The 14,695-nt window shown below is 62.2% G+C and carries 10 protein-coding genes; 6 read left to right on the forward strand and 4 right to left on the reverse strand.

Features of this window, described 5'->3' with window-relative positions; genetic code table 11:
- Positions 1-6: 6 nt before the first annotated feature.
- A complete protein-coding gene (locus BLS11_RS17060) occupies positions 7-780 on the reverse strand; it encodes an IclR family transcriptional regulator (RefSeq protein ID WP_092539003.1) in 774 nt (257 codons plus the stop codon).
- A 423-nt stretch (positions 781-1,203) separates the two neighbouring features.
- On the opposite strand from BLS11_RS17060, the gene BLS11_RS17065 reads away from it, so the two are divergent.
- From BLS11_RS17065 to BLS11_RS17075, 3 genes are all read left to right on the forward strand, one after another.
- The gene (locus BLS11_RS17065; protein WP_092539004.1) at positions 1,204-1,929 is read left to right on the forward strand and encodes a ThuA domain-containing protein; all 726 of its coding nucleotides are present in this window, start codon (positions 1,204-1,206) and stop codon (positions 1,927-1,929) included.
- Positions 1,930-2,084: 155 nt separating this feature from the next.
- Positions 2,085-3,071, forward strand: coding sequence for an LLM class flavin-dependent oxidoreductase (locus BLS11_RS17070; protein WP_092539005.1), 987 nt, complete (start codon positions 2,085-2,087; stop codon positions 3,069-3,071).
- A gap of 749 nt (positions 3,072-3,820) precedes the next feature.
- On the forward strand, positions 3,821-4,612 hold the full coding sequence (locus BLS11_RS17075; protein ID WP_175454489.1) for an IclR family transcriptional regulator: 792 nt from the start codon (positions 3,821-3,823) through the stop codon (positions 4,610-4,612).
- 58 nt (positions 4,613-4,670) lie between these two features.
- On the opposite strand, the gene BLS11_RS17080 is transcribed toward BLS11_RS17075, so the two are convergent.
- From BLS11_RS17080 to BLS11_RS17090, 3 genes are all read right to left on the reverse strand, one after another.
- On the reverse strand, positions 4,671-6,575 hold the full coding sequence (locus tag BLS11_RS17080; protein WP_245699004.1) for a glycoside hydrolase family 127 protein: 1,905 nt from the start codon (positions 6,573-6,575) through the stop codon (positions 4,671-4,673).
- 509 nt (positions 6,576-7,084) lie between these two features.
- Positions 7,085-9,022, reverse strand: coding sequence for a glycoside hydrolase family 127 protein (locus BLS11_RS17085; protein ID WP_092539008.1), 1,938 nt, complete (start codon positions 9,020-9,022; stop codon positions 7,085-7,087).
- Between the two features lie 133 nt (positions 9,023-9,155).
- The gene (locus BLS11_RS17090) at positions 9,156-10,247 is read right to left on the reverse strand and encodes an ABC transporter ATP-binding protein (protein ID WP_092539009.1); all 1,092 of its coding nucleotides are present in this window, start codon (positions 10,245-10,247) and stop codon (positions 9,156-9,158) included.
- Between the two features lie 155 nt (positions 10,248-10,402).
- Here BLS11_RS17090 and BLS11_RS17095 point away from each other — a divergent pair, with 155 nt between their 5' ends.
- The 3 genes from BLS11_RS17095 to BLS11_RS17105 all read left to right on the forward strand — a co-directional run bounded on the left by BLS11_RS17095 (position 10,403) and on the right by BLS11_RS17105 (position 13,562).
- Positions 10,403-11,701: an extracellular solute-binding protein gene (locus tag BLS11_RS17095; protein WP_092539010.1), complete on the forward strand. Its 1,299-nt coding sequence runs from the start codon at positions 10,403-10,405 to the stop codon at positions 11,699-11,701.
- 86 nt (positions 11,702-11,787) lie between these two features.
- Positions 11,788-12,693, forward strand: coding sequence for a carbohydrate ABC transporter permease (locus BLS11_RS17100; protein WP_217629038.1), 906 nt, complete (start codon positions 11,788-11,790; stop codon positions 12,691-12,693).
- A 5-nt stretch (positions 12,694-12,698) separates the two neighbouring features.
- The gene (locus BLS11_RS17105; RefSeq protein WP_092539011.1) at positions 12,699-13,562 is read left to right on the forward strand and encodes a carbohydrate ABC transporter permease; all 864 of its coding nucleotides are present in this window, start codon (positions 12,699-12,701) and stop codon (positions 13,560-13,562) included.
- The last annotated feature ends 1,133 nt before the right edge of the window (positions 13,563-14,695 follow it).

Raw genomic sequence — 14,695 nt, forward strand, 5'->3', positions numbered from 1 at the left:
AATCCGCTACGAGAACTTCGTGTTGAGTTCGATGACGTTCGCGGCTCGCTGAACGTAGTCCGCGAGTTCGCCGTGGAGTACGCTCTCGGTGAACCGACTCGACGGGCCGGAGATGCTTATCGCGCCGAGAACCTTGTTCCCGTCTCTGACCGGCGCGGCGACGCAGCGGAGACCCTCGATGTTCTCCTCGTCGTCCAAGGCGTATCCGCGCTCTCTGATCGCCGCTAACTCCTCGACGAGTTCCGTCCGCGACGTTATCGTGTTGGGGGTCACCCGCACGAAGTCGATGCCGTCGACGATGGCGTCGCGTTCCTCCTCCGGGAGGAACGCCAGCACGGATTTCCCGAGTGAGGTGGAGTGTATCGGCTGTTGGGTGCCGACGCGGGAGGCGGTTTCGACGGCCCGGTCCCCCGTCGCCTTACAGAGGTACGAGACGCGCCCGAACTCCTCGATACCGAACTGCGCTATCTCGCCGGTCTCCTCGGCCAACGACTCGACTTCGTCCTCGATGACCTCGTAGTTCCCCACTTGGTCGCGGACGTAGGTCGCCATGTCGAGAATGCGGAGGCTCAGCCGGTAGCTGTTGCCATCGCGGACGATCATCTTCCGTTCTTCGAGCGTTCGAAGGTGGCTGTGGACGGTGCTCTTCGAGTGACCCAACTCGTCGGCCAGTTCCGTCACCCCGACGTCGGTCCGACGTTGGAGCACGTCGATGACGTTCAAGGCGATCTCCACGGAACGAATCGTCCGCGACTGTTCGCCAATGTCTTGGCTTGTCATAGCATAGGTGTGCACCTCGCACCACTTAAGTATATTTTCGTCGGGGGAACGAACCGGACGACGGAGACGCCACCCACCTGCGACGAATGCACCGGCCGGCGCGAGGGCGAGTATCGGGGACGGGGTACCTCCTCACCGCCGAGAGGCGGACCGTTCGTTCCCCTCACGGGAACGGCGTTCGACGGGCGTTCGTCGTCCGCCGGGCGGCCCACGGAGACGAATTTCGCGGATTGAGCCCCAGGAAACCGCTACGAGACGAGCGATGGTCGGACGGAAGGCCACGTTACAGCAGTAGAATCGTAACGGGGCGTTCGGCTAGGAGGAACGAATCGGCGCGGAATCGGCACTCGGACGTCCTCGTCCGTCGACCGAACCGCGCTCGTTTCCACCAATCCTTATACATTCCCGCCGAGAGGTGCCGATATGACGGTTCGAGTCACCGTGTGGAACGAGAACGTCCACGAACGAGAGGAACCGGACGTCGCGGAACGCTACCCCGACGGAATCCACGGCGCGATAGCCGAGATTTTCGAGGGGGACGGCTACGAGGTGCGGACGGCGACCTTACAGGAGGAGGAACACGGCCTCACGGAGGACGTCGTGGAGTGGACGGACGTTCTCGTCTGGTGGTCCCACTGCGCGAACGACGAGGTGCGCGACGACGTGGCAGAACGGGTCGTGGAGGCCGTCCACGACGGCACGGGGTTCGTTCCGCTCCACTCCGGGAAGAACTCCAAGCCGTTCAAGCGACTGATGGGGACGACCTGCCGCATCAAGTACCGCCACGGCGGGGAGACCGAACGGGTGTGGGTCGCGGACCCCGGCCACCCCATCGCCGACGGACTCGGGGAGAGCTTCGAGATTCCCTCGACCGAGATGTACGGCGAACCGTTCGACATCCCCGAACCCGACCGGACGGTGTTCATCTCGTGGTTCGAGGGCGGCGAGGTGTTCCGCTCGGGCGTCTGTTACCGCCGCGGGCGCGGGCGCATCTTCGCGTTCCGCCCCGGCCACGAGGAGTATCCGATATTCTACCAGGACGAGGTCCGGCGGGTCGTTCGAAACGCCGTGGACTGGGCCGCCCCGAACGAGGGAGCCACGGTGAACTGGGGGGAGGTAGAGCCCGCAGAATCGGCTCGCGAGCAGTAGTCGGACGCGGTGTCGTTCACGACGTGGCACTTCGTGTACGGTTCGCCTCATCCGACGAGGCCGTCGCTTGAACGTCGGTGCGCGAAGCGTCGACGACCGGCGATCGAACCGTCACGAACGTTTAAATACTATCTCCGCGCACGTTCGAACGAGCGATGAAGTTCGGAATCTTTCCCGTCGAAGGCGGCGACAGTTGGGACGGCGTCGTCGAACAGTGTCGAGTGGCGGAACGGGTCGGCTTCGAGACCTGCTGGGTGAACGACCATCAGGCGACGGAGGGCGACAACTACTGGCCGTCCCCGCTGACGCGACTCACGAGCATCGCGACGGGGACGGAGACGTTGGAGTTGGTCACGTCCGTCCTCATCCTCCCGCTCTACCATCCGCTGCACGTGGCACAGCGAGCGGCGATGTTGGACAACATCTCCGACGGGCGGTTGACGCTCGGCGTCGGCCTCGGCTACGTCGAAAAGGAGTTCGACGCCTTCGACGTGCCGATGGACGAACGCGCCGGGCGGATGATAGAGGGCATCCAGTTCATCGACGAGTTCCTCTCGTCCGACGAGCCGATATCGTTCGAGTGTCCGTTCTTCGAGGTCGAAGACTGGCAACCGCTCCCGCAGACCGTCCAGTCGCCCCGGCCGCCGTTGTGGATCGGCGGGTGGGGTGACAAGCAGATTTCTCGGTCGGTGAAGTTCAGCGACGCGTGGGTACCGGGCGTCGTCGCGGACCTCGAAACCGTCGAGGACCGCAAGCGACTCCAACGGGAACACGTCGAACGCTCCGAGCAAGACTGGGAGTCGATGGATCATCCGCTGATGCGGGAAGCGGTCATCGCCGAGACGGAGGAAGAGGTGATGGAACGGAAGGAGTACCTCCACCGGACGTACATCGACGAGTACGGCGGCGAGTTCTCCCACCCGTTGATGACCGCCGACTCCGTCGAGGAGTTCGAGGAACTCGCCGACGACCGGTTCATCTACGGGACGCCCGAGCAGGTAATCGAGCAGATAGAGTCGATGCGGGAACGGTTCGCGCTGAACCAGTTGACGCTTCGGTTCCACCACTCCGGGATGCCGAAGGAACTCGTCGAAGACCAGATTCGACTGTTCGGAGAGGAGGTCATTCCGGCGTTCGAGTGACGGGCGGTTCGCGGCGACGTTCTACCCGCGTGACGGACGACGCTCGGTCGGCGTTCGAGAGACGGGAACGCCGGACGGACTCCCAAAATCGAGAGACGGAGGTGCGGCTACACGACCTATCGCACGCTAATCCACGTGCGAGGCCACCGTTTTGTACAAATGTTTTTGGACAGAAGGTGTAGATGCCGGGTTTCGACCCTTCGTCGAGGACCCCCGAATCCTCTACAGGACGGAATCCGCGTTCGATCGCTTCCTGTAACCGCCGAGTCGTACATCGATCGTATCCGCTGTTGATCGGGCCTCGGTCGTACTTATTCTGTCAGCTCCACAATTCATAATGTACTCCTGGATTATAAGTTTAGCACGCCGACCATTCGACAGAATACGGTTAGAGCAACTGCAGGTCAAATACAGACGACAACACTCCGGACTCCGGTCCGGAAACACAGATTTAAATACGTGAATCGAGAGAAGCACGTTATCGAATCTAACGTCGTCTGATCGCCAACCGAATACAAGAAGAAATGTTTATCACGTCCTGAACTAACCGGGAGGTTCCCTGTAGGGACATCGGATTCCGTAAGGTACGTCTGTCGAGTCCGCCGAAGTCCGAGCGAAGCGACTAGTGCACGAGTCGATGCGGCCACCCTGTTCCATCGGATGTTCTCACCGGGAGACGATCAGCGACGGTGATGGCACTTCTTCCCGATGACCCGTCCGTTTATTGGTCGACCGGACGAGGAGTGCGTATGACCGCAGACGACCCCACCACTCTGCAGTCGAGCGAGAAGTCCTTCGCTATCCTCGGTGCGCTCGTCGAACTGGGGGAGGCCGGGGTGACCGAACTCGCCGAGTATACGTCGTACCACAAGAGTACCGTGTACGTCCACCTGCGGACGCTACAGGAGCTTGCGTTCGTCACGAAATCCGGCGATCGGTATCGGCTGACGTTCAAACTCGTAGAGTACGGCGAGCGGATAAAGCGCGGGACGGATGCGTACGTCAACGGACGCGACGAGGTGGACGCGCTGGCCGAGAAGACGGGAGAACTCGCGAGTTTGGTCGTTCCGGAGGGCGAACGCGTCGTGGTCGCCTACTCGAAGCGAGGCGAGAAGGTCGCTCGGGACTTCACTCCGGAGGTGACGGTTCCGATGCGCTCGACCGCGGCCGGGAAGGCGATACTGGCGTACCTCCCCGACGGCCGCGATGCCGAGGCCGCCTCGACCGGCGCTCACGTCGATGCCGAGGCGGCGGACCTCGGGGAGATACGGCGCGACGGGTTCGCGGTGACGGACGACCGGACCGGCGCGAACGCGAGCTCGGTCGCACCGCCCCTCCGGAAGAGCTCCCGCGCCGAGTCTCGGCGAGTGCCGGTCGACGTCCGGTCCGTCGCGGCGCCCGTCCTGCGCGGGGGCGCCCCCGTCGGCGCCGTGAGCATCACCGGTCCTACCAAACGGATCGAAGGCCAGTATCTGAACGACGTTCAGCGGCAAGTCGTCGCAACCGCGGAGCGTATCGAAACGAAGCTGCGATACGAGTGACGCGGGTTTCGATATAAGTGCACTGAGGGCGGCACCTCCGTCAGAGCTCGGGACGGCGTCACGCGTATCGCATCCAGACGGTCATCGCGCCGGGGTCGCGGTTGTCCCACGCGTAGTAGGGTACTGCCCTGAACGCGGTCGCTTCGCGGTCGATCTCCTCGATCGGTCGATACAGTTCCGTCCGCCACTCCTCCATTCGCTCGGTCGCGGCCTCGCCTTCGAGGACCGTCACACCCCCGAGCAACTCCGGACAGTGTACGGCTCGGACCGACTCGGCGCCCGCGAGTATTAGTCGGTGGACCGGTTCAGCGTTGTCTGTCGCCTCCAGACAGTAGACGATCGGTCCGCGCCGCAGAGCGACACGGCCGACGTCGTCCCGAACGTCCGGATGTGCTCTGAGTACTTCGACCGTCGGGGGGAACGTCGCGTCGACGCGGTCACCGTCGCACCAGACACGTTCGATCGAGACGTACCCGTCGGTCGCTTCGGTGTCGATCGGCTCCCCGTTTACCGCCACTCGCGCCTCGTCGGACCACTCGGGCACGCGGAGGTTGACCGTGAACTCCACCGGTTCCGCGACGGACACGTCGAGGGCGACGTCGCCGGCCCACGGCAGTTCGCTTTCCTGTGTCAGGGCGACGGGTGTCTCGGCAAGCGACGTCTCGACCGCGCCCCCGACGTAGAGATTCACGTACAGCGATTCAGAATCGTTCGATCTGGCGTAGACGAACTTCCCGAGCGACGCGAGCAGTCGAGCGACGTTCGGCGGACAGCACGCGCAGTAGAACCACTGCTCGCGGTGGGTATCTCCTCGCGTCTCCAGCGGATTCCGGTAGGAGAACTCGGTCCCGTCGAGCGAGACGCCCGAGAGAACGCCGTTGTACAGCGTCTGCTCTACGAGGTCGACGTACTTCGCCTCGCCCGTGAGTTCGAACATCCGCTGACTCCAGAAGACGCTCCCGACGGCGGCGCACGTCTCGGCGCAGGTGGACTCGTTGGGCAGGTCGTAGTCGGCGGTGAACGCCTCGCGCTCGAAATCGGAACCGAGGCCGCCGGTGACGTACGTCCGTCGCGTCCTCAGGTTCGTCCACAGGCGCTCCAGAGCGTCGAACAGTTCCGGGTCGGCCGATTCTCGCAGCAGCGCGGCGGCGCCGGCGTAGAGGTACGTCGCGCGGACGGCGTGCCCCTCGACGGCTTCCTGCTCTCGCACGGGGGTGTGATCTTGGGCGTACCGCCCGTCGTACGCGCCCGTGTCGTCGCAGTACGTCCGACGGACCGACTCGATCGAGTCGAGGTTACGCTCGTAAATCGTCGGGTCGGCGAGTTCTTCGAGGCGGCCGAGTTCGCCCGCCAGCGGAGAAGGGTCGCGCCCCCGACGATTGACGAAGTACTCGGCGAGGTCGAGGTATCGGCGCTCGCCCGTGACGCGGAACAGCCTCACGAGGGCGAGTTCGATCTCCGGGTGGCCGGGGATCCGATCGGCGCCGTCGGGACCGAACCGATCGTCGATGTGGTCCGCGACCCGGCGAGCGACGGACAGAAGGGAATCCTCGCCGGTCGCGGAGTAGTGGGCCACGGCGGCCTCGACGAGGTGGCCGGCGCAGTACAGTTCGTGCATAACCGTGAAGTTCGTCCACCGCGTCGCGGAGTCCGCGAGCAGAAAGTAAGTGTGGAGGTAACCATCCGGCGCCTGTACCCGATCAATGAGCTCGATGAGTTCCTCCACCCGCCGTTCGAGGGTGGGCGCTTCGCGAGTCGCGAGCGTGTAACTCGCTGCCTCCAGCCACTTGTACGCGTCCGAATCGATGAACATCTGCCCCTCGAACTCCCCGCCCGCCTCCCCGACGACCCGACGGAAGTTGTCGAAACACCCGTTAGTCTTGAGGTGATCGTACACGCGTTCGAGCGTGATCACCCGATTCGTGTCGAGGCGAGGGCTCCAGAACTCGTCGTCGATCGTCACGTCAGCTAACGGAATCGGTCGGAGAGTCTCGTGCGTGGGTCGAGGGGCGTCCATCTGCTCGGACGTAGTTCGATCCCCTGTCTCATGAAGGTGTCTGTCGCAGTCAAACGGGCGAACCGGGAGGTGGACCGCACCATAATCGTCACCTCTGCCGCCACATCCGTTTAACAAGGTTAAACACGATCGCGGTGAGATATCTAAATACGTCTCACTGTTTCAGACGGGACCTGACGAGAACCGCCATCGACTCGCCCGGAGACGGATCGGCGGACTTGTGCTTTACACTACTATAACTGTAATCTCCTTCCCAGAGAGACGATGACGTCGGGGCCCGGAACGCTCAGCCGCCCGATAGTTTAACCTGATTAAACGACCGGCGCAGTCGGTCCGGAGTTATCGAGCGTTTCGAGAAGGGCACTACGCGCGGCGGTTGCGGGGCACGCGACGGTTCAGTAAAAGAGGAGTAGTCGGGCGATTCCCCAGTCCGTCCGGTGAGAGCGTCTGTCCCGTCACCGGTCGGTTCGCAACCAGACGCGCATCGCACCGGGGTCGCGGTTGTCCCACGCGTAGTAGGGAACCGCGGTCAGCATCGCCGTCTCGGTGTCCGTCCGTTCGACCGGCAAGTAGAGGTCGTCGCCCCACTCCGAAAGCGTCGGAACGTCCGCCGGGCCCTCGATGGTCACCACGCCGCCGAGGAGGTCCTCGCGGCGGTCGGTCTCCAGATCGGCGTCCGTCCGGAGGAGATACTGGTACACCGGCCGGTCGTTGTCGGCGTCTTCTACGCAGTAGACGAGTGGTCCGCGAACGAGTGCGACCCGCCCCGCGTCGGCCTCCACTTCCGGGTGCGCCACCATCCGCTCGACGGACTGTTCCAACGAGAGCGCTACGCGGTCGTCGTCCCACTCGCGACGCAACTCGACGTACTCGTCGCTCTCCGCATCGACTGACTCCCCGTTCACCGTGACGCGGACGTTCTCGCACCACTCCGGCACGCGCAGGTACACCGAGAGCTCGGTCGGTTCGGGTGCGGTCACGCCGAGTTCTACCTCACCGTCCCACGGGAGCGAACTCCGCTGTGTGAGTTCGACCTCGGCTCCGTCGACCGTCACGGACACCGAACTACCGATGTACTGGTTGACGTACACGCCGTCGTCGCCGCGCGCGTAGAGGTAATTTCCGAGCGACGCGAGCAGTCGAGCGACGTTCGGCGGACAGCACGCGCAGGTGAACCATCCCTTCCGGTGGTGGTCGCCGCTACTTTCTAAGGGGTTCTCGTAGAAGAACTCGGCCCCGTCGGCCGAGACACCGGCGAGGAACCCATTGTACAGCGTCCGCTCCACGAGGTCCGGGTACTTTGCCTCGCCCGTGAGTTCGAACATCCGCTGATTCCAGAAGATGCTCCCCACGGCGGCGCATGTCTCTGCGTAGCTGTCGTTCCTGAGGTCGTAGTCCTCGGTGAACCCCTCGTGGGCGTGTTCGGGGCCAATCCCGCCGGTGATGTACATCCGCTTTTCGGTCATGTTGCGCCAAAGACGTTCGAGCGGTTCGACGAGGGAGGAGTCGTCCGTCTCGATGGCGAGTTCGGCCGCGGCCGCGTACAGGTACATCGCGCGGACGGAGTGGCCCTCCACGTACTTCTGGTCGCGAAGCGTCCGATGCGCCTGCGCGTACCGCCCGTCGTACGCCCCGTTCTCGTCGAAGAAGACCCCCTCGGGCGATTCCGAGTCGGGAATTAACGCCCCGTCGTCGTACTCGTACCCTCCGATCTCGTCGGGATGGGTCAGTTCCCACTCCAGTCGGTCGTCCCCGCCCCGGCGATCGAGGAAGTACCTCGCGAGGTCGAGGTACCTGTCGGTCCCCGTCACGCGGTAGAGCCGAATTAGCGCCAGTTCGATCTCCTCGTGACCGGGGACGCCGTCGACCTCGTCGCCGAACACGTCGTCGATGTAGTCGGCGAAATCGATCGCAACGTCGAGCAGCGAACGTTCGCCGGTCGCGCGGTAGTGGGCGACCGCGGCCTCGACGAGGTGGCCAGCACAGTACAGTTCGTGCATCATGTGGAGATTCGTCCACCGATTGTCGGGCTCGACTAGCGAGAAGTAGGTGTTCAGGTAGCCGTCCGCCTGCTGAGCGCTCGCCACGAGGCCGATCACCTCGTCGACCTTCTCTTTCAGGGCGGGATCGTCGCGTTTCGCAAGGACGTAGCTCGCCCCTTCGATCCACTTGTAGGCGTCGCTGTCTTGGAACCACATCCCCCGAAATCCGCCCGACTTCCCGTCGGCGACCCGCCGGAAGTTCCCGAGCGTGCCCGACTCTTCGAGTTGGTCGTACTGGTACTCGATCGTAACGTTTCGGTTCGTCTCGATCCGCGACGACCAGAACTCGTCGTCGATCTCCACCTCGGCGAAATCGATCGGGGTAGCGGCTGCCCCACTACGGTCTGTCATGTATGTACACTCCAAACTCACTGTCGTGCCGGATATGTTTTTTGCAGGGGGCAACGGACGGACGCGGACGGTCGACAGAGAGTACACACGGAGACGGAACGGTGACGGTCGCCCCAGCAGGATCGGAACGGCCTCAGACGGACGCCTCGGGCGCCCGTTCGTAGAGGGGCGGGTTGTATATCGCGTCTCCGGTTCGGTCGAAGAGGTGCACGCGCTCGGTGTCGACCGAGACCCCGACCGTGTCACCGGGTTCGAGTTTCATCGAGGCGCTGGTCTCGGCGACGACGCTCTCCTCGTGTCCGTCCACCTGCAGATAGACGATGTTCGACGAGCCCACCTGCTCGAACACCTCGACGGTCGCGGACGCCTGCGCGTCCGACGGATCGTAGTCGACGGTGAGATCCTCCGGACGGACGCCCAGTTCCGTGACGTCCTCCGAGTCGAGGGGCGACTCGAAGGCGAACGGGTCCGCGACGATGCGTCCGTTTCGTAGGGTCGCGTCGAGGAAGTTCATCGACGGGCTGCCGATGAACCCGGCGACGAACCTGTTGGCGGGCTGGTTGTACGCCACCTCCGGGGGGGCGACCTGCTGGAGCGTCCCCTTGTTCATGATCGCGATGCGATCAGACATCGTCATCGCCTCCTCCTGGTCGTGGGTCACGTAGATCATCGTCGTCTCCAGATTCTGGTGGAGCGACTGTAGCTCGGCGCGCATCTTCATCCGGAGCTTCGCGTCGAGGTTCGACAGCGGTTCGTCCAGCAGAAACACCTTCGGGTCCCGGATAATGCTCCGTCCGAGGGCGACCCGCTGTTGCTGGCCGCCCGAGAGTTCGCCGGGCCGTTGGTCGAGTTGCTCGTCGATACCGAGCATCGTCGCCGTCTCCTCGACCCGGCGCTCGATTTCGTCTTCCGGCACGCCCTCGTCCTCGAGTGCGAACGAGAGGTTCCGCTTCGCGGTCATGTGGGGGTAAAGGGCGTAGTCCTGGAAGACGAACGCGATTTCGCGCTCCTGCGGGGAATCTCCCGTCACGTCGCGGTCTCCGAAGTAGATGCGGCCGTCCGTCGGCTCTTCCAGTCCCGCTATCATGCGGAGGGAAGTCGTCTTTCCACAGCCACTCGGCCCGACGAGTACCAGGAACTCACCGTCTTCGATCGTCAGGGAGAGGTCGTCGACCGCCACGGTATCCCCGAATCGCTTATTGATAGCATCTAACGTGACTCGCATAGTTCCAGTTCACACGCGCATTCTACATGTATTTTTCGTAAGGGTTAGGCACGGACCCTCTATCGTCGGCGTCTCGGCCCGGAGCCCCCTACGAAACCGGGCCCAATCGAGTCAGACGAATGATTTATCCCGGATGATATCCATGTTAATTTGTGATGGAGGAACAGATGACAGACGGCTACCCCCGGCGCCGACTACTGCAAGCGGTCGGCGCTGGGGCGATGGTCGGGACCTCGGGGTGTATCGCGAGGGCGATCAGGAAGCAGAACGCGGCGAGCACGATCACCTACGGCGACCGAGAGGACACCGCCGACCTGTACGCCGAAAACTACAACAGCGCCACAGACGGGCTAGACGTCGATTTCACGCTGACGGACAGCCGGTACAGAGACACCATCACCAAGGTCAAAGCCGGCGCACGGGTTCCGGGCGTGTTGGGACTCGACGTCGTTCGGTTCCCCTACTTCGCGGAGATCGAGGTTCTCGAGGATCTCTCGGGGTTCTACCAGTCGCTCCCCTACCGGAAGGATTTCCTCGGCGACGTCGCCGAACTGTACGGCATGTACGACGGGAAACGACAGGGGGTCCCGTTCTGGCTCGACACCAGCCTCTACTTCTACAACAAGCGGCACTTCGAGCGGGCGGGGCTGGACCCGGAGAACCCGCCTGCGACGTGGGGAGCGTTCCGCGACGCGCTCGAAACGCTCGACGAGGGGCTCGACAAGAACCGTCCCCCCCTCGGAGCGGCGTTCACGACCGGTCTCGCCGGCTTCTTCGGCTATCCGTTCGTGTGGGCTAACGGGGGCCGGATAGTCAACGAAGCGCGGACGGAGGCGATGTTCGACGAGACGCCCTCCGTCGAGGCGCTCGAATACTGGGTCGACATCAACGACAGCGGGCTGATGACCGACCCGCTGTCGACAAACTGGACGGACTGGCACAGCATGTTCTCGAACGGCCAGTTGTCGATTATCTTCACCGGAGGGTTGGGGCTGAACAACATCGCGGATTCCAACCGAGAACTGTTCGAGAACGACCTCGGCACGGCGATGCTACCGAAACCGGAAGGCGGAACCCGTTCGAGTTTCCTCGGCGGCAACAACCTCGCGATTACGACGTCTCTCCCCCAAGAGGACAGGCGAGCTGGCGAGAACTTCCTTCGATGGGTGAACTCCGAGGAGGGGATGAAGACCACGTGGGAGCTCGGGTTCATGCCCGGGCGCAAGCGCGGTTTCGAAGTCGGCCTCGCCACCGAGGAACCGTACGACACGCTTCTTGAGGGGTATCGAAAGACGCTCGAACAGGGGAACACGCCGAAGTACCCCAACTACGAGGAGATCGACCTGATCTTTACCAACGCGTGGTCGCGGGCGCTTAGCGGGAGCGCGACCCCGAAACGGGCGCTCTCGGCGGCCGCGACCGAAGTGAACAACGAGGTATTCGACGATGTATAACCGAATACGGACCCGACGCGTCGAGGAATCGAGCCGACGAAGCGATCGAATGCCCGGCCGACCGGACCCCGAACGGAGGTGGGATCATGGCTGACGGCGTCGGTCGCGAGACGGGGGAGCTCGATCACCGCCTTACACTCATGCGGGAGGTCGACTGGAAACCGTACGTGTACGTCCTCCCGATGATCCTGATCTACCTGACGCTCGTCCTCTACCCGGTCGCCTACTCGCTGTGGATGAGCTTCACCGACTTCACGACGGTGACGCAGGTCGAGTGGGTCGGAATCAAGAACTACGCGAACGTGCTCACCGAGGGCCGTTTCTGGAACGCGCTCGTTAACTCAGCGGTCTACTCGCTGGGGACGGTGGTCTCCATCTGCTTCGGACTGCTGTTGGCGTTGATCTTGAACTCGGAAGAGATCCGCGGAAAGACGCTCTTCCAGAGCGTCATTTTCCTGCCGTACGTCCTCCCTATCGTCGTCGCGTCGGTCCTCTTCAGTTGGATGTTTACCGAGTTCGGGATCGTAAACTCGTTCCTGATGGAGATCGGAGTCATCGGAACTCCGATCGGATGGCTGAGTTCGCCGACGCTGGCCATGCCGACGGTCATCGTCGTCACGGTGTGGAAGAACGTCGGATTCAACATGCTGATATTCATGGCGGGACTCCAGTCGATTCCGGACGGCGTCTACGAGGCCGCTCGGATCGCGGGCAAGACGCGGTGGCAGACGTTCCGTCACGTCACCCTGCCACTGCTGAAGACGCCGTTGGTCATCACGACTATCCTCGGGATGATCGGCGCGATCCGCGGCTTCGACGCGATCTGGGTCATGACCGAAGGTGGGCCCGGCAACGCAACGGAGACGCTGGGCGTGTACTTCTACCGCGTCGCGTTCGCATCCGGCGATTTCAGTAGCGGGGCGGCGATCGGCGTGCTCATGTTCCTGATATCGATCGCACTGAGCGGTGCGGTGTTCTGGTACTCGAGGTGATAACGATGGCAACAAGCGATAACTCGAAATCGCGGTTCAGCGAACGATTGGACGTCGACTTGATCGCGAAGTATGCGGTTCTGATCGCGACCACCCTCCTAATCGCCTTTCCCCTGCTGTGGATGGTCTCCACTGCTCTCAAGACGAGTCAGGCGCTCTCCGCCTTCCCGCCGGAGATCATCCCCAGCGATCCGACCCTCCAGCCGACGATAACGGCGCTCACGTCCGGCCCGTGGGTCCAGTGGTTCGTCAACACGTTCGTCGTCGTGACGGGCACGGTGATACTGGAGCTGGCCGTCGCGACCCCCGCGGCGTACGCTCTAGCGCGCCGGGACTTCCTCGGGGAACGGCTAATCTACGTCTCGATCACGGCGTTCCTGATGATCCCCCCGCAGATCCTGATCCTGCCGGTGTTCATACAGTTCGCTCAGCTCCACCTCACGGGGACCTTCGTCGGTCTGATGGTCGCGTACACGCTGCTGTTCTCCGCGTTCGTCACGTTCCTGTTGAGCGGGTTCTTCCAGACGCTCCCGAGTGACGTCGAGGACGCGGCCCGAATCGCGGGAATTCCGGAGTGGAAGATCTTCCTCAAAATCGTCCTCCCGCTGGCGAAGCCGGCAATCGGCATCGCCGCCATCTTCGTGTTCGTCTTCGCGTGGAACGAGTTCTTCTGGGCGCTGGTCTTCCTCGACGACCGAGTGCTCTACACCATTAGCATCGGCCTCACCACCTTCGAAGGAACGCAGGGACAGTTCGCGATGAATCGACTGATGGCGATGAGCATCCTCACCTCGCTTCCGGTGTTGATCCTGTTCGCACTCACCCAAGAACGCTTCATCCAAGGAATCACGACCGGCTACGATTTCTGAACCGTGCGTCAGAGAGGCAGACGCTCGGCTCTCGATCTCGTGCCTTTGCTGCTCTTTCCGAACAGTACTCCGGGTTCGGTCCCAGTCTCGGATTCTAGTAGTACTGCTGTCAGATTGTGAGTCTCTCCGACTGCCGAGACGCCCTCGGTGTCCGGTGACGGGTCGTACAGCACAACGCACCGAAGGTGTATCGTCACTGGCAGCGTTTGACTGAAGCGAGCGTGTTCATGCAACTCGGATATCTTCCCGAAGACAGTTCAAACGCGTCTCCGCTGGAGCGAGGATCGACGTGACCACGATCACAATTCTGGATCTAGTATTGAGTATAATATACAATAGTATCGGTATAATAGCCGTCCGTGACGTCCAAATTTCGTACACCACTGAACTAACCTAGGAGCTGCGTTTCGTTATGGATTCACCGAATCTCACATCTATTGAGTGTAGATTTTGGACCGATTCTATATGGTTCGATCTGCCGTCCTTCGAGTGGAATCGAACGCTCTGATCGGCTATATAGCTCGAAAGCTACCAAAAGTGGTTTCACACGTGAAGACGGTCAGCGGTTTTACATCTCAGTGGTGAGGAGTCGGCGAGTTACTTGTCGATGGATTGCGTTATTTTCCCAATATTGGAGACGGTTCTGCGAGCGAATCGTCCAACGACCTGAGGACAGTCCGCTCGCCTACTCGACGGCTTCGTCGGTCAGTCGGTTCATCTCATCAAGAGGACGCGGGGTGGTCGTTCACCTCGACGGTCCATTCGGCGAGTTCCTCGAACGGTTCGCGTGTCGCCTCGATGCGGTGAGTAGCTTCAGCAAGTGAGAGGTTAACGTATCTCCTCGAAGACTTCACAACGTCTGCTACGGATCTCGTCATCGTTCTCATCGGAGTTGCTCCGTTCGCAATCGGGGGGTCTGGATACGCCGACCGGAGGGGAGTCGGATCAGAAAACTTCGATTTACGTTCTCGATGCTGGCCTACGCATCAAGGCTGTGACTGTTCGGTCTCTTTCGCCGTTGGACGGTTTCCTCCCGGGTCGACACGGACGTCTTCTGGCTGATGGGGCTATTTCTCGCTCTGAGTCTTCTCTGCTCTCTTCGACTCAGAAGAGCTTCCGTTTGACTACCGACT

This window comes from Halopelagius longus (genome assembly GCF_900100875.1).
Taxonomy (GTDB): Archaea; Halobacteriota; Halobacteria; order Halobacteriales; family Haloferacaceae; genus Halopelagius; species Halopelagius longus.

Coding starts and splice junctions, on each gene's coding strand:
- BLS11_RS17105 (WP_092539011.1), top strand. CDS start 12,699: ATGGCAACAAGCGATAACTCGAAATCGCGGTTCAGCGAACGATTGGAC.
- BLS11_RS17070 (WP_092539005.1), top strand. CDS start 2,085: ATGAAGTTCGGAATCTTTCCCGTCGAAGGCGGCGACAGTTGGGACGGC.
- BLS11_RS17060 (WP_092539003.1), bottom strand. CDS start 780: ATGACAAGCCAAGACATTGGCGAACAGTCGCGGACGATTCGTTCCGTG.
- BLS11_RS17075 (WP_175454489.1), top strand. CDS start 3,821: ATGACCGCAGACGACCCCACCACTCTGCAGTCGAGCGAGAAGTCCTTC.
- BLS11_RS17065 (WP_092539004.1), top strand. CDS start 1,204: ATGACGGTTCGAGTCACCGTGTGGAACGAGAACGTCCACGAACGAGAG.
- BLS11_RS17085 (WP_092539008.1), bottom strand. CDS start 9,022: ATGACAGACCGTAGTGGGGCAGCCGCTACCCCGATCGATTTCGCCGAG.
- BLS11_RS17095 (WP_092539010.1), top strand. CDS start 10,403: ATGGAGGAACAGATGACAGACGGCTACCCCCGGCGCCGACTACTGCAA.
- BLS11_RS17100 (WP_217629038.1), top strand. CDS start 11,788: ATGGCTGACGGCGTCGGTCGCGAGACGGGGGAGCTCGATCACCGCCTT.
- BLS11_RS17090 (WP_092539009.1), bottom strand. CDS start 10,247: ATGCGAGTCACGTTAGATGCTATCAATAAGCGATTCGGGGATACCGTG.